Source organism: Rhizobium favelukesii (assembly GCF_000577275.2).
GTDB classification, from domain to species: domain Bacteria; phylum Pseudomonadota; class Alphaproteobacteria; order Rhizobiales; family Rhizobiaceae; genus Rhizobium; species Rhizobium favelukesii.
In genome coordinates this window covers 351223-369665 of sequence record NZ_HG916852.1, presented here as the reverse complement: position 1 = coordinate 369665, position 18443 = coordinate 351223, and the positions used below count along the sequence as shown (strand labels likewise).

At 60.5% G+C, this 18443-nt stretch carries 17 protein-coding genes; 13 read left to right on the top strand and 4 right to left on the bottom strand.

Annotation, left to right across the window (positions count from 1 at the left end):
* Window positions 1-7: 7 nt before the first annotated feature.
* Window positions 8-805, bottom strand: coding sequence for an undecaprenyl-diphosphate phosphatase (locus tag LPU83_RS40120; protein WP_024317748.1), 798 nt, complete (start codon window positions 803-805; stop codon window positions 8-10).
* A gap of 248 nt (window positions 806-1053) precedes the next feature.
* Here LPU83_RS40120 and LPU83_RS40115 point away from each other — a divergent pair, with 248 nt between their 5' ends.
* Genes LPU83_RS40115 through LPU83_RS40105 form a run of 3 tightly spaced genes read left to right on the top strand, consistent with a single transcriptional unit; the run spans window position 1054 to window position 3779 of the window.
* Window positions 1054-1746, top strand: a complete 693-nt coding sequence (locus LPU83_RS40115; RefSeq protein WP_024317747.1) for a glutathione S-transferase family protein — start codon at window positions 1054-1056, stop codon at window positions 1744-1746.
* 12 nt (window positions 1747-1758) lie between these two features.
* The gene (gene queG, locus LPU83_RS40110; protein WP_024317746.1) at window positions 1759-2907 is read left to right on the top strand and encodes a tRNA epoxyqueuosine(34) reductase QueG; all 1149 of its coding nucleotides are present in this window, start codon (window positions 1759-1761) and stop codon (window positions 2905-2907) included.
* A complete protein-coding gene (locus LPU83_RS40105) occupies window positions 2907-3779 on the top strand; it encodes an SDR family oxidoreductase (protein ID WP_024317745.1) in 873 nt (290 codons plus the stop codon). Before queG ends, LPU83_RS40105 begins: the two co-directional genes overlap by 1 nt.
* An 8-nt stretch (window positions 3780-3787) precedes the next feature.
* On the opposite strand, the gene LPU83_RS40100 is transcribed toward LPU83_RS40105, so the two are convergent.
* Window positions 3788-5002: an MFS transporter gene (locus LPU83_RS40100; protein ID WP_024317744.1), complete on the bottom strand. Its 1215-nt coding sequence runs from the start codon at window positions 5000-5002 to the stop codon at window positions 3788-3790.
* A gap of 605 nt (window positions 5003-5607) precedes the next feature.
* On the opposite strand from LPU83_RS40100, the gene LPU83_RS40095 reads away from it, so the two are divergent.
* From LPU83_RS40095 to LPU83_RS40065, 7 genes are all read left to right on the top strand, one after another.
* Window positions 5608-5970 (top strand): septal ring lytic transglycosylase RlpA family protein, encoded by a 363-nt coding sequence (locus LPU83_RS40095; RefSeq protein WP_024317743.1) that lies wholly within the window; start codon window positions 5608-5610, stop codon window positions 5968-5970.
* Between the two features lie 156 nt (window positions 5971-6126).
* Window positions 6127-7416, top strand: coding sequence for an RsmB/NOP family class I SAM-dependent RNA methyltransferase (locus LPU83_RS40090; protein ID WP_024317742.1), 1290 nt, complete (start codon window positions 6127-6129; stop codon window positions 7414-7416).
* A 138-nt stretch (window positions 7417-7554) separates the two neighbouring features.
* Window positions 7555-8835 (top strand): imelysin family protein, encoded by a 1281-nt coding sequence (locus tag LPU83_RS40085; RefSeq protein ID WP_024317741.1) that lies wholly within the window; start codon window positions 7555-7557, stop codon window positions 8833-8835.
* A gap of 48 nt (window positions 8836-8883) precedes the next feature.
* Entirely contained in the window at window positions 8884-10422 is a 1539-nt protein-coding gene (locus LPU83_RS40080; protein WP_024317740.1) for a di-heme oxidoreductase family protein, read from the top strand.
* Window positions 10422-11516, top strand: a complete 1095-nt coding sequence (locus LPU83_RS40075) for an imelysin family protein (protein WP_024317739.1) — start codon at window positions 10422-10424, stop codon at window positions 11514-11516. Before LPU83_RS40080 ends, LPU83_RS40075 begins: the two co-directional genes overlap by 1 nt.
* A gap of 4 nt (window positions 11517-11520) precedes the next feature.
* Window positions 11521-12609: a DUF1513 domain-containing protein gene (locus LPU83_RS40070; protein WP_024317738.1), complete on the top strand. Its 1089-nt coding sequence runs from the start codon at window positions 11521-11523 to the stop codon at window positions 12607-12609.
* A gap of 61 nt (window positions 12610-12670) precedes the next feature.
* Window positions 12671-13123: a TspO/MBR family protein gene (locus LPU83_RS40065; protein WP_024317737.1), complete on the top strand. Its 453-nt coding sequence runs from the start codon at window positions 12671-12673 to the stop codon at window positions 13121-13123.
* A 34-nt stretch (window positions 13124-13157) separates the two neighbouring features.
* Here LPU83_RS40065 and LPU83_RS40060 read toward each other — a convergent pair whose 3' ends face one another.
* Window positions 13158-13733, bottom strand: a complete 576-nt coding sequence (locus LPU83_RS40060; RefSeq protein ID WP_024317736.1) for a dienelactone hydrolase family protein — start codon at window positions 13731-13733, stop codon at window positions 13158-13160.
* 49 nt (window positions 13734-13782) lie between these two features.
* On the bottom strand, window positions 13783-14826 hold the full coding sequence (locus LPU83_RS40055) for a glycoside hydrolase family 25 protein (RefSeq protein ID WP_024317735.1): 1044 nt from the start codon (window positions 14824-14826) through the stop codon (window positions 13783-13785).
* A 248-nt stretch (window positions 14827-15074) separates the two neighbouring features.
* Here LPU83_RS40055 and LPU83_RS40050 point away from each other — a divergent pair, with 248 nt between their 5' ends.
* The 3 genes from LPU83_RS40050 to guaA all read left to right on the top strand — a co-directional run bounded on the left by LPU83_RS40050 (window position 15075) and on the right by guaA (window position 17815).
* Window positions 15075-15524 carry a PaaI family thioesterase gene (locus LPU83_RS40050; protein WP_024317734.1) on the top strand — a complete coding sequence of 150 codons (450 nt, stop codon included), beginning with the start codon at window positions 15075-15077 and terminating at the stop codon, window positions 15522-15524.
* Complete coding sequence (locus tag LPU83_RS40045) at window positions 15521-16159, top strand: 5'-methylthioadenosine/S-adenosylhomocysteine nucleosidase (RefSeq protein WP_024317733.1); 639 nt, start codon at window positions 15521-15523, stop codon at window positions 16157-16159. Before LPU83_RS40050 ends, LPU83_RS40045 begins: the two co-directional genes overlap by 4 nt.
* 93 nt (window positions 16160-16252) lie before the next feature.
* Window positions 16253-17815: a glutamine-hydrolyzing GMP synthase gene (guaA, locus tag LPU83_RS40040; protein ID WP_024317732.1), complete on the top strand. Its 1563-nt coding sequence runs from the start codon at window positions 16253-16255 to the stop codon at window positions 17813-17815.
* Window positions 17816-18443 lie beyond the last annotated feature (628 nt).

Here is an 18443-nt window from a genome sequence, read left to right as displayed (position 1 = left end):
AATCGTATCAGGCAATCATGCCGGACGCTGCCATGCCGAGCAGAATAACTCCGAGAATGATGCGGTAGATCGCAAACACTGTAAACCGGTTGCTCCGGATATAGGATAGCAGCCATTTCACGGCGATGAACGCGACCACCGTGGAAACGACGAAGGCGATCCCGAGGCCGGTCCAATCCTCGTTTGCTGCTCCACCATCCTTGAACGTCTTCAGCAATTCAAAGGCACTCGCGGCATACATGGTCGGGATACCGACGAGAAAAGCGAATTCTGTCGCCGCGGCCCGATTGCCCGTGCCTGCCAGCATGGCGACGAAAATCGTGGCGCCGGAGCGTGAGGTTCCCGGGAAGACGCCGGCAACCACCTGGGCAATGCCGACCAAGATGGCAACGAGCCAGGTTATCTCCTTGTGGGGCGGCCGGCGGGCAGCTGCCCATTCGGCAAACATCATCCAGACACCGCCGATGATCAGCGCCCAGGCGATCGGCGTCGCAGTCTCAGGCAGCTGAAAGCCGAGCTTCTTGACGACAAGTCCGAGGATCGCCGTGATGAGAAACGCGACGATCAGCTTGGCGGCGTAGGTGCGGTTCCGCGGATCCCGCCATCCGAGCACCAGGTCCAATAGCCGACGCCAGTAAATGATCGTGACGGCGAGGATGGCGCCTGCCTGAATAACGATATTGAACATATCCGACCGGTGGCCGAGCCATTGCTCCGCAATGATGAGGTGGCCGGTGCTCGAAATCGGCAGAAACTCGGTAATTCCCTCTATTATGCCTAGAATTATAGAGTTTACATGATCCATGAATTCTCTCCGTGGAGTTTGGTCGGGCTTTCGTTGGGGTTATGGCGTCTGGAAGTGACGAAGACAGGGCGAGAAGCAAAAATCAGTTTTTCGGGCACGTCCACGTCCTTTGTCAGGCGGTCCGCAATCCGACTCGCTTGTATTGGAAGGTCCAAGCTCCTATAGCTTCAACGAATGAGTCATGACTAGGGCGCTATGATTATCGCGCTTCCGCAACGCACCACACCCATCAAAAAATCCGAGAATCGATGCCCACGCTCTACCATCACCCCATGTCATCCGCATCACGCTTCGTTCGGTTGATCCTGACGGAATACGGCTATCAGACGGACCTGATCGAGGAGCAGACATGGGAGAAGCGCCGGGATTTCCTCGCGCTGAACCCAGCCGGAACATTGCCGGTCTACGTCGATGACAGCATGCGGGCACTGTGTGGCGCCGCTGTGATCTCCGAGTATCTCGACGAGACGCACGGCGTCCTGAAGCGCGATCGCCGGCTGCTGGCCGAAGATCCATTCCAGCGCGCCGAAATTCGTCGGCTGACAGAGTGGTTCATGCAGAAGATGGAAACCGACGTGACCAAGCCGCTTGCCCGCGAGCGCGTTTATAAACTGCAGATGACGGCGGATCAGGGTGGTGGTGCGCCGGATTCTAAGATCCTTCGCACGGCACGGGCGAATATCCGCCAGCACATGAAATACCTGACATGGCTCGCAGGCTCACGCCAGTGGCTGGCGGGTGACCGAATGAGCTATGCCGACCTGGCTGCTGCCTCAGCAGTTTCCATTCTCGATTATCTCGGCGAAATCGACTGGTCGGAAGCTCCTGTTGTCAAGGATTGGTATCAGCGCCTGAAGTCGCGTCCATCCTTCCGACCGCTGCTTACCGAGCGCGTGCGGGGTCTGACACCGGTTTCGCACTACGCCGATCTGGATTTCTGACGAGGGCCTTCGATGGCCACAGAAAACAAGGAACAGAGACGCCGCGATACCCTCACTGCCTTCGTTCGGGCGGAGGCAAAGGCGTTGGGTTTCGACCTCTGTCGCGTCACGCGACCGGACGCTATCCCGGAGGCCAAGGAGCGGCTTGGCGAGTTCATCGACGCCGGGCGGCATGGAACGATGGAGTGGATGGCGCAGACCCGCGACAGGCGAGGCGATCCGCGCACTCTCTGGAACGATGTCCGCTCGATCGTCGTCTTCGGCCTCAATTATGGGCCAGAGGACGATCCCCGCGAGATTCTGGCAAAGTCCGACAAGGCTGCGATCTCGGTCTACGCGCGCAATCGCGACTATCACGATGTCATCAAGGGGCGATTGAAGGAGATTGCGACGCGCTTTGTCGCGCGCGCCGGCGCAGACGTGAAGGTCTTTGTCGACACAGCCCCGGTGATGGAGAAGCCCTTAGCGGCCGCGGCCGGCCTCGGCTGGCAGGGCAAGCACACGAACCTCGTCAGCCGCGAGCACGGCTCCTGGCTTTTCCTCGGTTCTATGTTCACGACCGCGGACCTGAACACGGACGCGCCAGAGATAGATCACTGCGGCTCCTGCCGCGCCTGTCTCGATATCTGTCCGACCAATGCCTTTCCCGGTCCCTACCAGATCGACGCGCGGCGCTGCATCTCCTACCTCACTATAGAACACAAGGGACCGATCGATCCGGCGTTGCGGCCACTGATTGGCAATCGAATCTATGGTTGCGACGATTGCCTTGCCGCGTGCCCATGGAACAAATTTGCCCATGAGGCTTCCGAAATGAAGCTGCAGGCCCGAGAGGACTTGAAGGAACCATCAATCGAGGACCTGCTGAGCCTCGACGACGCCAGCTTCCGCGCCTTCTTCAGCGGCTCGCCGGTCAAGCGCATTGGCCGCGATCGGTTCATCCGGAATGTGCTCATCGCCGCCGGCAATTCGGGCGATCGCCGATTTGTCGACCGATGTCGGGCATTGTCGCGGGATGCCTCGCCCGTCGTGCGTGGCATGGCGGTTTGGGCGCTCTCGCGCCTTCTCGAGGCTGGAGAATTTTCTGCCTTTGCGGCACAAAAGCCGGATGAGTCGGACAGCGATGTCCTGGACGAGTGGCGCTTGGCGGGAGCAGTTTGATGCATGTGATGATTTTCGGCTGCGGCTATTCGGGCACGGCAATCGCAAAGGCTTTCATGGCTGACGGCGTGCGCGTCTCCGGTACGACACGCTCGAACGACAAGGCAGCTGCCCTGCGTGGGCAGGGGATCGACGCTTTCGTTTTCGACGGCGAGGTGCTCGACAAGGAATTGAGCGAGGCAATGCAGGACGCGACCCACCTCGTCCAATCCATTGCGCCGCGGGAGAATGGCGATCCGCTGATCAGGCTGGCGAGCGATCGCTTGCGGGAGATGATGCCTAAGCTTCAGTGGATCGGCTACCTCTCGACGGTGGGCGTCTACGGAGATCACAAGGGCGGTTGGGTAACCGAAGAAACGTCGTGCACGCCAGTTTCCGGACGGTCGAAGGAGCGACTGGAAGCGGAAGACAGCTGGATGGCGATCGGCGCTGAGGCCCATGTCCCGGCGGCAGTTCTGCGCCTATCCGGCATCTATGGCCCGGGCCGCAATGCCTTTTGCAATCTGAAACGCGGCACGGCCCGACGGCTGATCAAGAAGGATCAGGTCTTCAACCGGATCCGGGTGGAGGATATCGGGGCGGCCACGCGGTTCCTCGCCGAGCGCGGGCTCGGCGGCATATATAATGTGACGGACGACCTGCCCGGCCCGCCTCAGGACGTCATTGTCGAGGCCGCACGCCTGATGGGCGTCGCGCCGCCGCCGGAGCAGCCCTTCGAGACGGCTGAACTGACGTCGATGGCGCGGTCCTTCTACGGCGAGAACAAACGGGTCTCGAACGCAAAGCTGAAGGCAGCGGGCTTTACGTTCTCCTTCCCGATCTATCCCGCCTCGCTCGCGCAGCTGATGCAGAGCAACAGCTGGCGCGGCTAGCTGACGCTTCATGCGGATATGCCAAGGGCCGGCTCGGCCTTTGCCTGGGCGAGCGGCGGGAATGCCAGTGCTATCGCCGCTGCCCCCAGCCCGACCAGCGCGGATCCGATGAAAAGCCAAGAGTAGTTGGCGAACGTGTCGAAGATCCAGCCACCGATCAGAGGGCCAAAGGCCATGCCGAGGCTGGAGAGCATCGTCGCTGCGCCAAACACAGTACCGATGATGCGCGGCCCGAAATATTCCCGAGCAAGCACGGCATAAAGCGGCATCACGCCGCCATAGGCACTGCCGAAGATAATCGCGAGAACGTAGAATTCGCCGAGCCGGCTGACGAAGAGATAGGTTGCCAGCGCGATCGCCTGGACGAACAGGCCGGCGACGAGGACGGGCTTCACCCCGATCCTGTCGGCAAGCCCACCATAGAGAAGTCGGCCGCCGAGCCCCGCAAGCCCCTCGACGCTGTAGATACTGACGGCGGCCATCGGCGCTATGCCGCAGATCGTGGCATAGCTGACCATGTGGAAGATCGGGCCGGAATGCGCCGCGCAGCAGGCGAAGAACGTCAGGCCGAGGACCATGAATTGCGGCGACCGGAACACCCGCGAGAGTGAAGGTTGCTCGCCGCTGGCGGTAGCGGTGGCTGCGCCGTCGCCGGCTTCCGCCGGCGGACGCCGAACGAGCAGGGCTGCCGGTATCAACAGGACCCAGGCAGCGATACCGATCAGCAGCATCGCGGTTCGCCAATCGTAGGCGGAAATGAGCCAGCGCGCGAAGGGCGAGATCGTCATCGGCGCGACACCCATGCCGGCAGAAACCAATGAGACGGCAAGGCTGCGGTTCTCCTCGAACCAACCTGTCGTGGTCGCAATCATCGGTGCAAAGAACGTGCTGGCGGCAAACCCCACCAGAATGCCGTAGGTCAGCTGAAATTGCAGAAGGGTTTCGGCGCGGCTCGCCAACACAAGCGCCAGCCCGAGGCCTCCGGCGCCGATCAGAACGACAACGCGCGGACCAAAGCGATCGCTTGCGGTGCCCCAGAGAAAGCCGCCAATCCCCATAACAATGAAATTGAGCGTCATCGCAGTCGCGATGCCCGCGTGTGACCATCCGGTCTCGATTGCGATGGGCTCCTGGAAGATCGCCAGTGAGAACATCGCGCCAAGCGCAACGCAGGTCATCAATGCCCCCGCAGCAACAATAATCCAACGATAGGATATGCTCATGACTTCGCAGCCTCCCCTTCCCAAATCGAACGAGCCGCGCCCACAGCTACCGCTTTGCGCGCTTGCAAGGTAAAGACGTTTGATTATCCGTGTTTTCGACAACGCCCATCGCATTTTAGATGATGCTGCAGCGGTCAGCGTCGGTCTACGCATCACGACCCTGCCTGCCAGGGAGAGCAGGCGGCAGAATTTACTTCCTATGGTTGTTAACCTGCGGCCACGAACGGATCTGTGAAGGGTAGAAAATTCCTACCTCGCTTGCTCGGCGCACATAATCCTGCACTGGCTTATGGTTAACGGCCCCTGAATTTGCTCAAATGAGGCATTAATTATGGCAATCGCGCAAAATTATTTTCGTTAATTTTGTGATCATGGGTTGCGTGGATTTCGTCTGGCAAGAATCGTTCTAATTTTACTTGATTTCATTATCTTTTTTCCCATGTTCTTGATTTTCTGCGGCTCCATGTCGCGCATTCAGTCATCACAAATATTACACTTTGTAATATTCCGTGATATATGGAGGCACTTTTTCGCCACACTTGGCCGGATTCAACCCTCCCACCGCCCACAAGGCGCGAGTTCAACAGTTGAGGGGACAATCCGTTTTGAAGAAAATTTGCCGTTCTGTTATCGCAGCAGCAACGATTGCAGCCTGTTCTACCATCCTTCCCGTTGAAGGATTTGCTGCAAATGGTTGCGGTGGCGCATCATGGTACGCACTTCGCTCCAAAACCGCTTCCGGGGAACGTATGAACCCGACCATCAATACTGCAGCACATCGTTCACTGGCATTTGGCACGAAGCTGAAAGTTACCAACCGCAGAAACGGACGCAGTGTCGTCGTCCGCGTCAACGATCGTGGCCCATTCATTCGTGGCCGCGTCCTCGATCTCTCCCGTGCCGCCGCCCAGAACATTGGTATGGTCAGCAGCGGCACTGCGAAGGTCTGCTACGAGGTCATAGGCTAAAACATCGGTCGGCCCGACGCCGTCCGCTTGCTCTTGCCGCCAATCGCGAGTACGACGCGATTGAAGACTTGTGTACAATCTGCTGCGTCTGTCGCGCTTCCTGCAGATTGTTCACAAGCCTGGAGTTTTGACCCGAGGCCACTAGGAGCTGTGTGAATGCGTTTGGGCGGACGGCTCGAAGGGGCGATTTCGGTTCTTGCAGATATCGATGCCCGCAGACGGCCTGTCGCCGATGCATTGAAGGACTGGGGCCTCGCCCATCGGTTTGCCGGATCCGGGGATCGCGCGGCGATCGGCAATATTGTCTATGATGCGCTTCGTATGCGCCTCTCCCACGCCTGGCTGATGGACGATGACCGTGCATCCGCGATCGCCTATGCGGTGATGTTCCGGCAGTGGAGCTTCACGCCGGAAACCCTTGCCGCGGAACTTATGGACGACAAGTTCGCACCCAGCCCGCTTTCGGAAGCGGCGCTATCCGCCTTCAACAACCGCATGCTGGCCGATGCCCCCGCTCATGTTCAGGGCGATATTCCCGAATGGGTCCAGTCCTCCTTTGAAAGCGCCTTCGGCGATCACTGGCTTGCCGAGGCGCAGGCGCTTGCCGGGCGTCCCACGCTCGACTTGCGCGCCAACATCCTGAAAGCCACCCGCGACAAGACGGTCAAGGCGCTCGAAAGAGCCGGGGCACAGGAGGCGACGATCGCCCGGTACGGCATCCGGATTCCCGCCGGCGAAGGCGCCTCCCGGCTTCCAAACGTGACGGCCGAGCTTTCGTTCCAAAAAGGCTGGTTCGAAGTGCAGGACGAGGGATCGCAGATCGTTGCCGATCTCGTGCTTCCCAAAGATGGCGAACAGGTTCTCGACTATTGCGCGGGCGGCGGCGGCAAGACACTCGCCATGTCGGCGGCCATGCACAACAAGGGCCAGGTCCACGCCTATGATGCGGATCGCAAGCGGCTTGCCCCGATCATCGAACGGCTGAGGCGCGCGGGAACGCGGAATGTCCAAGTGCATGACGACGCCAAGGCGCTGAAGGGCCTCAGCGAGCGCTGCGACAAGGTGCTTGTCGACGCGCCTTGCACCGGAACCGGCACATGGCGGCGGCGACCCGATACCAAATGGCGTCTGACCGCCAAGAATCTCGACGAGCGCACTGCCCAACAGCAAGACGCTCTCAAACAGGCCAGCGCCTTTGTCCGCCCGGGCGGCGAGCTGATCTATGTGACCTGCTCGGTGCTGCCGCAGGAGAACGAGGACCAGGTTCGGCGGTTCACTGCCGAAAATGGCGACTACGACATCGTCAGCGCCCTGCCGGCGTGGGACGGCTTGTTCGGAAAGGACAGACCGCGTCCCCGCTCGTCCGACGACAAGACCATCACCCTCACGCCCGCCTCCACGGATACGGACGGTTTCTTTTTCTGCCGCATGCAGCGTAAGGGCTGACCCTCACTTCAGCCGGTCGGCGATGGTGGCGAAATATACTTAAAATCATTCCAAACTAGAGTGTTTGACACCAGTTTGCTTTTGGGCGAAGAGATTTTTCGTCGGACCTCAGACGGAATGTCCGCACAGGAGAGGATCATGAAACTCAACAAGAATTTCTGCGCAGCCGTGGCGCTGGCCGTAGCCCCAACCGCCCTGCTCGCCATTCCCGCCTATGCGGCACCGGATGCTGCTGCAGTCGTCAAGCATTACGCCGAAGTTGCGCATGCGAAGTACGAAGACTCGCTGGCGACGGCCAAGGCCATCGACGCTGCAATCGACGCCATGCTCAAGAATCCGACAGACGAAACGCTGAAGGCCGCTCGCGCCGCCTGGATCAAGGCCCGCGTGCCCTATCAGCAGACGGAAGTCTATCGTTTCGGCAACCCGATCGTTGACGACTGGGAAGGCAAGGTTAACGCCTGGCCACTCGATGAAGGCCTGATCGATTATGTCGACGCCTCCTACGGCACCGAGAGCGACGAAAACTCGCTCTACGTCGCCAATGTCATTGCCAACAAGACCATCAAAATCGACGGCAAGGATGTCGACGCGTCCAAGCTGACGCCTGAGTTCCTGTCCGGCACGCTGGCAGAAGCCGGCGGCGTCGAAGCCAACGTCGCAACGGGCTACCACGCCATCGAGTTCCTTCTCTGGGGCCAGGATCTGACCGGAACCGGCCCCGGTGCCGGCAACCGCCCTGCCACCGACTACGACCTCAAGAATTGCACGCACGGCAATTGCGATCGCCGCGCCGAATATCTGAAGTCCGCCTCGACGCTGCTCGTTTCCGACCTTCAGGAAATGACCAACAATTGGGCTCCGGACGGCGAAGCCACCAAGCATGTGGAAGTCGATCCGAAGGCTGGCCTCGTTGCGATCCTGACCGGCATGGGTTCGCTCTCCTACGGCGAGCTGGCCGGTGAGCGCATGAAGCTCGGCCTGCTGCTGCATGATCCGGAAGAAGAGCACGATTGCTTCTCCGACAACACCTACAACTCGCACCTCAACGACGCGATCGGCATCGCCGCCGCTTACACGGGCGATTACACCCGCGTTGACGGCACGAAGATGGCCGGTCCGTCGCTGCATGATCTTGTCGCAGCCAAGGACAAGAAGGTCGACAAGGAAATGCAGGCCAAGCTGAAGAAGACGCTCGACGCAATGCAGGTCATGGCCAAGCGTGGTCAGAACGTCGAGAAGTACGACCAGATGATTGGCGAAGGCAACAAGAAGGGCAACGCTGTCGTTCAGGCAGCTATCGATGGCCTCGTCGACCAGACAAAGTCGGTGCAGCGCGTTATTGCCGCACTCGATCTCGGCACGGTGAAGCTTGAAGGTTCCGACAGCTTGGATAATCCTGGCGCGGTCTTCCAATAAGTGAAAAGGCGGGCCGCTTCGTCTGGCGGAGCGGCCCGAACTCCGAAAATGCCTCCCATACCGGCTCGTCGTCTTCTCGGTAGCGCAGCATTTTGCGCTGCGATCGCCGGATTTTCCGTCGCCCTGGCGTCTGGTTTCGATTTCCCGCCAAAGCGAGCTGACCTTTCCGACGCAGATATGAAACGCGTCGCCGATGTGACGCCACCGACCAACGATTTTTCCAAGGCCGAACAATACGAAGCGATGCAGGCAGGCGGTGCCACATCGATCGATCCGATCACCCAGGATTCCTTCTCGCATATCTCTGCGACGATCCCCTTCGAGGAAGAGCAGCCGTTCCGGCTCGGGAACGCGCTCTTCAAGAAGCTCTGGGTCTCCGCGCCGTCCTCGACGCAGGCTTCGGATGGCCTAGGGCCGCTCTTCAATGCCCGCTCCTGCATGAGCTGTCACCTGAACGACGGTCGCGGAAAGCCGCCGGAGGGCGGCGTCAGCGCCACCTCGATGGTCCTGCGCCTATCGCGCCCGGCGGCAACGCCCGAGGAGCAGCGCGGGATTACCGAGGCCCAGATCGTCAACTTCCCCGATCTCATCTATGGCCACCAGCTGCAGGATCTCGCGGTGCCCGGCCTTCCCTCCGAAGGGAAGATGGCGATCCGTTACACCGAGGAACCTGTTGCGCTTGGCGACGGCGAGACGGTCTTGCTGCGTCGGCCGACCTACGAGGTGACCGACCTTGGTTACGGGCCGCTTGACCCCGCCACGACGCTCTCGCCACGCGTTGCGCCGGCAATGATCGGGCTGGGCCTGATCGAGGCTATTCCCGAGGCGGATATCCTCGCGCATGCCGATCCGGACGATGCGAACGGCGACGGCGTCCATGGCAAAGCGGCGATCGTGCGCGACCACCGTACGGGCAAGGTTGCGCTCGGGCGCTTCGGCTGGAAGGCCCAGAATGCAAGCGTGCGCGATCAGAGCGCCGATGCTTTTTCCAACGATATTGGCATTTCGAACCCCGACCGGCCTGACCCGCACGGCGATTGCACAAAAGCCGAAGCCAAGTGCCAGGAGATGCCGACGGGCGTCCAGAAGCGCCTAGGCAGGGAGGAGGCTCCCGGTCCGATCCTCGATCTTGTCACTTTCTATTCGGCAAACCTTGCGGTCCCCGCACGGCGTGAGGCGAGCTTTCCGGTAACCCTGCTGGGCAAGAAGATCTTTTACGAAAGCGGCTGCATTTCCTGCCACGTGCCGAAGTTCGTCACGCGCCGCGACAGCCTCGACAAGGCCCAATCATTCCAACTGATCTGGCCCTATTCCGACTTCCTGCTGCATGACATGGGCGAGGGTCTTGCGGACGGACAACAAGTCGGGAGCGCGAGCGGACGTGAATGGCGCACGCCACCGCTATGGGGTATAGGTCTCACCCAGACTGTCAGCCGGCACAGCTTTTTCCTCCATGACGGCCGCGCCAGAAATCTCACCGAAGCGATTCTCTGGCATGGCGGCGAGGCGCAAAAGGCGCGTGACGCGTTTACATCCCTGCCCAAGGATGACCGGCAGGCATTGATTACATTCCTGGAGTCCCTTTGATGCGCCTTTGGCAACCTCTTCTCCTCTCCCTTGCCCTTGTTTCTTCCGCTGCCGCCCAGACCTCTGCACCGCAGGCCGGCCTGAACGAGGAAGCGGTATCCGCAGTCATGCAGCGGGCAGTCGATGAGGTGATCCGCCCCGGCTACCGCAACGCCCAGCAATCGGCAGCGCGCCTGACGACGGCGATGAAGGACCTCTGCGATGACGCTACGCAGCAGACGCTGGACAAGGCGAAGTCGGCCTTCGACGATACGATCCGATATTGGTCGGTCATTGAGATCGTTCAGACCGGACCAGTTATCCAAGACAATCTCTTCGAGCACATCCTGTTCTATCCTGATCGCAAGGGCGTCGGCCTGAAGCAGGTTCAGGCTCTGATCGCCAAAGCCGATCCGAAGGACGCAACGGTCGACGCGATCGCCGGCAAAAGCGTGGCGCTACAGGGGCTGACTGCGCTTGAATACGTACTCCACGGCACCGGCTCCGAAGACCTGACGAAGCAGAAGAACAGCTTCCGATGCCTCTATGGCGCGGCGGTTGCCGGCAACATCCAGCGCGAGGCCGGCGAAGTCATCGCGGCTTGGGAAAAGCCCGACGGCGTGCAGGCAAGCTGGAAGCATCCCGGCCCGCAAAGCGAAGACTTCATGGATAACAAGGAGGCCGTGACCGCCCTGCTTGGTATTCTTGTTCACGGCGCGGAAACCGTCCGCGATCAGCGGCTCGAGCAGTTCTATAAGGGCAAGGACACCACGCCGCGTCCACGCATGGCGATCTACTGGCGCTCCAACAACACTTGGAAGTCGATGACGGCCAACCTAGAGGGACTGCGGACGCTCTGGCAAAAGGCCGGCATGGCCGCGTTGCTACCTGCGGACAAAAAGCCGATCGCCGACGCGATCGATGCCAGCTTCAAGTCGCTGCTCGACACCGTGCCGAAACTCAACCCCGATATCGAGGTTGCGACAAGCACCGCGGAAAGGGCAAAGCTCGATGCCCTTCTCGTCAGCACGCGCGAACTGATCACCAAGATCAGCGATGACTACGGCGCCGCGATCGGCCTGTCGGCTGGCTTCTCCTTCTCGGACGGCGATTGAAGCCATGTGGAATAGTTCGGCGATCGACCGGCGCAGTTTCGTCAAGGCTGCCGGACTGACATTCCTGGCCCCGCTCCAGCCGCGAGCGCTCATGGCACTGGACCGCGCGGACGCGGTCTATGCATCGGGCATGCGGACGGCAAACGGATCGTACGCCGTTGCCACGGTCTCTGAGCGCGGTGAAATTGTTGACCAAGTCACGCTTCCGGCGCGCGCCCATGGCATGGCCTGCAGCCAAGTGACGGGAAAGACCGTCGCGTTTGCCCGTCGTCCCGGCACCTATGCGATGATCTTCAACCCTCGCGGCAAAAAGGAACCGATCATCGTCACGGCCGCCGAAGGTCGTCACTTCTATGGCCATGGCGCCTTCTCGCCTGACGGCCGGCTGCTCTATGCCAGCGAGAACGCCTTCGACACCAACCGCGGCGTGATCGGCCTTTACGATGCGACCAGCCGTTTTGAGCGCATCGGCGAGTTCGAGACCTACGGCGTCGGTCCGCATGACATGACGGTATCCGACGACGGGCGAATGCTGATCGTTGCCAATGGCGGGATCGAAACGCATCCGGATTTCGGCCGCACGAAGCTCAATCTCTCCAGCATGCAGCCGTCTCTAACGCTGATCGATGCAGCAACGGGGATACTGATCGAGAAACACTCCCTGCCATCGCAGTGGGCGCAACTCTCTACCCGACACGTCGATGTCGATGCGAACGGCCGCATCTGGTTTGCCTGCCAATATGAAGGACACCGCAACGACCTGCCGCCGCTCGTCGGCTCCTTTGCGAAAGGAGAAGACCTGCGCTTCGTCGAACTGCCGGAAGAGACGACACGCCGGCTTGCCAACTATGTCGGTGCGATCGCAATCAATCGAGCAGGAGGGCTGGTCGGCGTCACCTCACCCAAGCGCGGAGCCTCCGTGACGATCGATGCGAAGAGCGGCCGGGTGCTTCGTGAGGACGTCGTGCCTGATGCGGCAGGGATTGCAGCGGCCAAGGACGGCTTCGCCGTGTCGTCCTATGAAGGCGGATTTTTATCAACGCAGAGCGATGTTGCCTGGGACCAGCATATCGTGCGCGTTGCGGCCGTCTGAATTGTGCGCAAAAGATCGCTAGCGATCTGGTTGGAGGGTATGGCTGCACTATCTCCGCCGCATGAGCAAAGCCCTGACCTACGTCGTCTTCGTCGCCATCGCGCTGGGCGGGGGTCTGGCTATCGGCGTCAATAATCTGCCTGGGGAATGGTATCAATCTCTTGCAAAACCGGCATTCAATCCACCTGACTGGATCTTCGGGCCCGTCTGGTTCGCTCTCTACGTCCTGATCGGTATTGCCGGGGCGCGGACGTGGCTGCGCGGGCATCTTTCCATCGGCATGCTCATCTGGGCCTGGCAGATGGTGCTCAATTTTCTGTGGTCGCCGTTCTTCTTCGGCTTGCGGATGCTGTCGGCGTCTCTGGTCGTCATCGTCCTGTTGCTGGGGCTGATCCTTGCCTTTGCCGTAAACCGCTGGAACTCGGACCGCATTTCCGCGCTGCTCTTCGTTCCCTATGCCGTCTGGGTCGGTTTCGCGACGCTGCTCAACGCCTCGATCGTCTATCTGAACTGAGGGCATAGCCTGCCAGCGCGACCCGGTTGAACCGCTATCGATCGGCGAGAAAGTCGAGCAACCGTCGTTCGAAAACGGCGGCGGCGGCTGGATCGTAGGCCGCGAGCGACCGGTCAGAAAAGATATGCGAGTCGCCCGGGTAGAGGAAAAGCCTGACGTCAGCCGATTCGTCAACGAGCGCCTGAGCTGACTCGATATCACCGTCTGCGACGAAGAATGGGTCGGCATCCATCGCATGGATCTGCGCCGGCAGCCCCTCCGGCCAGGCCGAACCGAATTCCGAACGCGGCAAGCAGGCGTGAAGAAAAATCGCGCCCCGCGCGCCGGAACGCGTTTGGGCCAGATACCGCGCGGGCAGCACCCCCAGGGAAAAACCGACATAGACGAGCTCGGTCATAAGCCCATCCACTGCGCGCGCTCCGCGTTGGACAATTTCCCCGAAGCCGATCTCCTGAGCATGCTGCACACCCTGCTCCAAGGTGTCGAACGTCCGACCGGCAAAAAGGTCGGGCGTATGAACGACGTGTCCGCAGGCTCGCAGGTCTGCGGCAAGGGCAACGACACCTTGCGTCAAACCCTGTGCATGATGAAAAAGCACGACTTCCGCCATAGCTAAGCTAGCCTCCCGATTGTTTCAAGCAAGCCGCACCGGCAGCGTCTCAGCCGGCGCTGCTGACCCAGTCGTGCCAGTCATCCTCGCTGCCGTGGAAGACATTCAGGTCGATCCGGCCATCGACGCCATGCGAGATGCCGGAGCCCGAATACTGCCAGAATACCCACCGGCGTCCGGGATAAACTTTCGAGGGATGTGCTGCAACCGAACGCAGCCAGAAGGGATAATTCAGGAACGCGCCCTTGAGGTTATCACGGTAGAAGTCCGGTGCGGTGTAAATAATCGGCCGCTGCCCGTAGTGCTTCTCCAGCTTGTCCATGAAGACCTGCATCTTCTCGCGAACCCTCTCGGGAGAGATCCGTCGCTTGCAGCTGGACTCGCCGTTCCACTCGACGTCGATGACCGGCGGCAGAGCGCCGGCTTCCCTGGGAACGTTGCGGATGAACCAGTCCGCCTGTTCGCCGGCCGTGCGGCACCAATAGAAGAAGTGATAGGCGCCGCGCTTTATTCCGGCCTGCTTGGCATCCCGCCAGTTCTTTCGGAACATCGGATCGAGATGATCGCCGCCATCGGTTGCCTTGATGTAGACGAAGTTCGCGCCCTGCGTCCTCAGCTTCTGCCAGTCGATGGCACCCTGCCAGCGCGAAACGTCGACGCCATGAACGGCGAGCTTTCGCGGCGAAGACGATCCGAAGTTGATGGGTTTGACGTCACGGAAACGATGACCGTAGATCTGGGAGCGTGTGCGCGGCGCCGGATCGATTTCCGGGGCCATCGGCGCTGGTGCTGCAACCGGCCTTTCCGATGGTGACGGGGCTGCGGCCACGCTTGCCTGCGGCGTGAAGGCTTGCGGCTGAGGAACCGGACCTGCCCAGGCCAATTCCTCCTGTCTCGGCGCGACCGGCAGGGCCTCACCCACATCGGCAGACGGCACAGCCGTTTCTGGCACGGGGGCGCTTGGGCGCGTGACCGAGCTTGTCGTCTCGCGCGACGGCACTCCTGCGGCGAGGCTGTCCGGTCCCAAACTGGATGTGCAGCCTGACAAAGCAAGGCAGGCAAGGAAGAAAACTGACGCAGCCGATAGACGCATTAAGAACCCGCACGCAAAACAACTGTCGACGGCAGGGTCGCTGCCACCAAAGACCCATTGAAAAGCAATGGCTAACAGAGATTTACCAAAAAAGACTGAATCCAATCTTTACGCCCGGCGCTGGCACGCGCTGTCAAACGATGGGCGGCAGCAAATCGCGCGGGAGCATTCCGCCAACTGATTTCCGGGAACCGCTTGTCTGATGCGGCGCACCATGCCACTTTCGCGCTCGTAAGAAAGGCGAACCGATGACTGACAACGATAGCGGCGATTTCCACGAGCGAATCCACCAGAATTTTGCCCGCCAGGCGGCACTGCATAGCCTCGGGGCCGAATTGACCCGTATCGAGCGGGCAATGGTAGAGATCGAACTGCCGTTCGACGTCAAGCTCACCCAGCAGCACGGGATCCTGCATGCCGGCGTGATCTCCGCTGCTCTCGATTCCGCCTGCGGTTTTGCTGCCTACAGCGTCATCGACGCCGAGGCATCCATTCTGACGATCGAATTCAAGGTCAATCTGCTGTCGCCGGGGCGTGGCGATCGCTTCCTGTTTCGGGGCGAGATCACCAAGCCGGGATCGAACATCATCGTTGCGGACGGGCGCGGCTACGCGATCGGCGACGGACCGGCAAAGCTCATCGCTTCCATGACAAGCACCATGATGATCATCCGTGGCAGAGAGGGCATTTCGGGATGAAGTTTGAGCCGAAATCGGTCGCCGGCAAGTCCATTCTCTTCGTGATGGCGGCGGAGGCCGAGTACGGCCCGTTCCTGCGCTCTCGCTTCGAGCCGCTGATGACGGGCGTCGGTCCGGTTGAGGCAGCCATCGTGCTCACCCGGGCGCTGGCGCAATTGGAACAGGCCGACGAGTTGCCGCAGTTGGTCGTCTCGCTCGGCTCGGCCGGATCGGCAAAGCTCGAACAGACCGAGGTCTATCAGGCCACCTCCGTGTCGTATCGCGACATGGACGCATCGCCGCTCGGCTTCGAGAAGGGGCGCACGCCGTTCCTCGACTTGCCCGCCATCGTCGATCTGCCGCTCAGGATCCCTGGTATTCCGGAGGCGAGCCTGTCGACCGGTGGCAACGTTGTATCCGGGCAGGCCTACAACGGAATTGCCGCTGACATGGTCGATATGGAGACCTTCGCGATATTGCGTGCCTGCCAGGCCTACAAGCTGCCGCTGATCGGTCTGCGCGGGATTTCCGACGGCGTGGAGGATCTGCAGCACATTTCCGGCTGGACGGAATACCTTCATGTCGTCGACCGCAAGCTGTCTTATGCCGTCGACAGCCTGTTTACGGCGCTGGAGGATGGCGTATTCTGGTTCTAGCCCCTGCAAAACAGGGACAATCAGGACAATAAAATCCTCCAGCGAAGGATTTCGCGCATTGCAAGACCGGGTGCTTTTCATTAAAGGCTCGCCATGACCCAGACAGCACATCCAGATAGCGTTCTCATCGTCGATTTCGGCAGCCAGGTAACCCAGCTGATCGCACGTCGTGTGCGCGAAACGGGTGTCTACTGCGAGATCGTTCCCTTCCAGTCCGCCGAAGACGGCTTCAAGCGCCTGCAGCCGAAGGCCGTGATCCTATCCGGCAGCCCGGCCTCGACAGTCGACGAAGGCTCGCCCCGCGCACCGCAGATCATCTTCGACAGCGGCCTGCCCGTCTTCGGCATCTGCTATGGACAGCAGACAATGTGCATGCAGCTCGGCGGCAAGGTCGAGAGCGGCCATCACCGCGAATTCGGCCGCGCCTTTCTCGAAGTCGATGAAGACAGCCAGTTGTTCGAGGGCCTGTGGTCGAAGGGCTCGCGCCATCAGGTCTGGATGAGCCACGGCGACCGCGTCACGGCGCTGCCTGAAGGCTTCGAGGTCGTGGCGACCTCACCGAACGCGCCTTACGCCTTCATTGCCGACGAGAAGCGCAAGTATTACGGCGTGCAGTTCCACCCGGAGGTCGTGCACACGCCCGACGGCGCCAAGCTGATCGGCAACTTCATTCACAACATCGCCGGCATCAAGGGCGACTGGTCGATGTCGGCCTATCGCCAGAAGGCGGTCGAGCAGATTCGCGAAGAGGTGGGCGACAAGCGCGTCATCTGCGCCCTTTCGGGCGGCGTCGACAGCTCGGTTGCGGCGCTCCTGATCCACGAAGCCGTCGGCGAGCAGCTCACCTGCGTGCTCGTCGATCACGGCTTGATGCGCAAGGACGAGGCGGCCAACGTCGTCGCCATGTTCCGCGAACACTACAATCTGCACCTGATCCACGTCGATGCCGTCGACAAGTTCATCGGCGAACTTGAAGGCGTCAGCGATCCCGAGACCAAGCGCAAGATCATCGGCCGGCTGTTCATCGAGACCTTCGAGGAAGAGGCCAAGAAGCTCGGCGGCGCCGAATTCCTCGGCCAGGGCACGCTCTACCCCGACGTGATCGAAAGCGTTTCCTTCACGGGCGGTCCATCGGTGACGATCAAGTCGCACCACAATGTCGGCGGTCTTCCCGAGCGCATGAACATGCAGCTCGTCGAGCCGCTGCGCGAACTCTTCAAGGACGAGGTGCGCGTGCTCGGCAAGGAGCTCGGCCTGCCCGACAGCTTCATTGGCCGCCACCCCTTCCCGGGTCCCGGCCTCGCGATCCGCTGCCCGGGCGGCATTACCCGCGAGAAGCTGGAGATCCTGCGCGAGGCTGACGCGATCTATCTCGATGAGATCCGTAAGGCCGGTCTCTATGACGCGATCTGGCAGGCGTTTGCCGTGCTGCTGCCGGTGCAGACCGTCGGCGTCATGGGCGACGGGCGCACCTACGAATTCGTCTGCGCGCTGCGTGCCGTGACCTCCGTCGACGGCATGACCGCGGATTTCTATCACTACGACATGGAATTCCTGGGCCGCGCCGCGACCCGCATCATCAACGAGGTGCGCGGCATCAATCGTGTCGTCTACGACGTCACCTCGAAGCCGCCCGGCACGATCGAGTGGGAATGATTCAGGTCCATCCGAACGTATCCAAAAGTGCGCCGGGATTCGACATAAGCTGCTGATATCAAATAAAAATTATCTCAGCATCTATCGGTAGCCTTCGCTGCGTAGAGATTGGACCTAGCGGTACCTCGGACGGACCTTCCCCATATTGTCTGACCCGATTTTTGAAAGTACCGTCACGAGGAATGAGACTCGTGACGGTACTTTTTCTCGGTAATGCGTTGAAATAAAAAGACTTTTCGACGCGGCGGCTGTTTCGGAGTGTGGAGCTCGCGGCCGATCCATGTCGATGGCAGCTCATCTGCCATCCTATACCAGCCTCAACCGATTCCAGAGCCTCTACTATCAAAGCGAGTCCTATTATTCGGCGTTTCATGCGCTTTGGAGAGAGGCAGTGAAGGTCGGTGCGAACACTATTCTCAGTGGGTCATGGTGGAGACGAATTGTTTCCTACCTTTCTCGACGAAACTGTGCAGGATGACCGCCTCAATTTCTGAAGTGCCTGACACCCTCTGCCAGAGAACTGGCTGAGGCGCCGCTTTGGAGTTCATCGGTCGTGCCGCCGAGCAGGATAACCGCACTCGGTGCGATGGCCCGTCACACACCACTCGTATTGCAAGAGGGACTTTGG

Excerpts from the sequence above, each read along its gene's own strand:
- LPU83_RS40120 (WP_024317748.1), bottom strand. The coding sequence starts at position 805 with ATGGATCATGTAAACTCTATAATTCTAGGCATAATAGAGGGAATTACC.
- LPU83_RS40115 (WP_024317747.1), top strand. The coding sequence starts at position 1,054 with ATGCCCACGCTCTACCATCACCCCATGTCATCCGCATCACGCTTCGTT.
- queG (WP_024317746.1), top strand. The coding sequence starts at position 1,759 with ATGGCCACAGAAAACAAGGAACAGAGACGCCGCGATACCCTCACTGCC.
- LPU83_RS40105 (WP_024317745.1), top strand. The coding sequence starts at position 2,907 with ATGCATGTGATGATTTTCGGCTGCGGCTATTCGGGCACGGCAATCGCA.
- LPU83_RS40100 (WP_024317744.1), bottom strand. The coding sequence starts at position 5,002 with ATGAGCATATCCTATCGTTGGATTATTGTTGCTGCGGGGGCATTGATG.
- LPU83_RS40090 (WP_024317742.1), top strand. The coding sequence starts at position 6,127 with ATGCGTTTGGGCGGACGGCTCGAAGGGGCGATTTCGGTTCTTGCAGAT.
- LPU83_RS40085 (WP_024317741.1), top strand. The coding sequence starts at position 7,555 with ATGAAACTCAACAAGAATTTCTGCGCAGCCGTGGCGCTGGCCGTAGCC.
- LPU83_RS40080 (WP_024317740.1), top strand. The coding sequence starts at position 8,884 with ATGCCTCCCATACCGGCTCGTCGTCTTCTCGGTAGCGCAGCATTTTGC.
- LPU83_RS40075 (WP_024317739.1), top strand. The coding sequence starts at position 10,422 with ATGCGCCTTTGGCAACCTCTTCTCCTCTCCCTTGCCCTTGTTTCTTCC.
- LPU83_RS40070 (WP_024317738.1), top strand. The coding sequence starts at position 11,521 with ATGTGGAATAGTTCGGCGATCGACCGGCGCAGTTTCGTCAAGGCTGCC.
- LPU83_RS40065 (WP_024317737.1), top strand. The coding sequence starts at position 12,671 with ATGAGCAAAGCCCTGACCTACGTCGTCTTCGTCGCCATCGCGCTGGGC.
- LPU83_RS40060 (WP_024317736.1), bottom strand. The coding sequence starts at position 13,733 with ATGGCGGAAGTCGTGCTTTTTCATCATGCACAGGGTTTGACGCAAGGT.
- LPU83_RS40055 (WP_024317735.1), bottom strand. The coding sequence starts at position 14,826 with ATGCGTCTATCGGCTGCGTCAGTTTTCTTCCTTGCCTGCCTTGCTTTG.
- LPU83_RS40050 (WP_024317734.1), top strand. The coding sequence starts at position 15,075 with ATGACTGACAACGATAGCGGCGATTTCCACGAGCGAATCCACCAGAAT.
- LPU83_RS40045 (WP_024317733.1), top strand. The coding sequence starts at position 15,521 with ATGAAGTTTGAGCCGAAATCGGTCGCCGGCAAGTCCATTCTCTTCGTG.
- guaA (WP_024317732.1), top strand. The coding sequence starts at position 16,253 with ATGACCCAGACAGCACATCCAGATAGCGTTCTCATCGTCGATTTCGGC.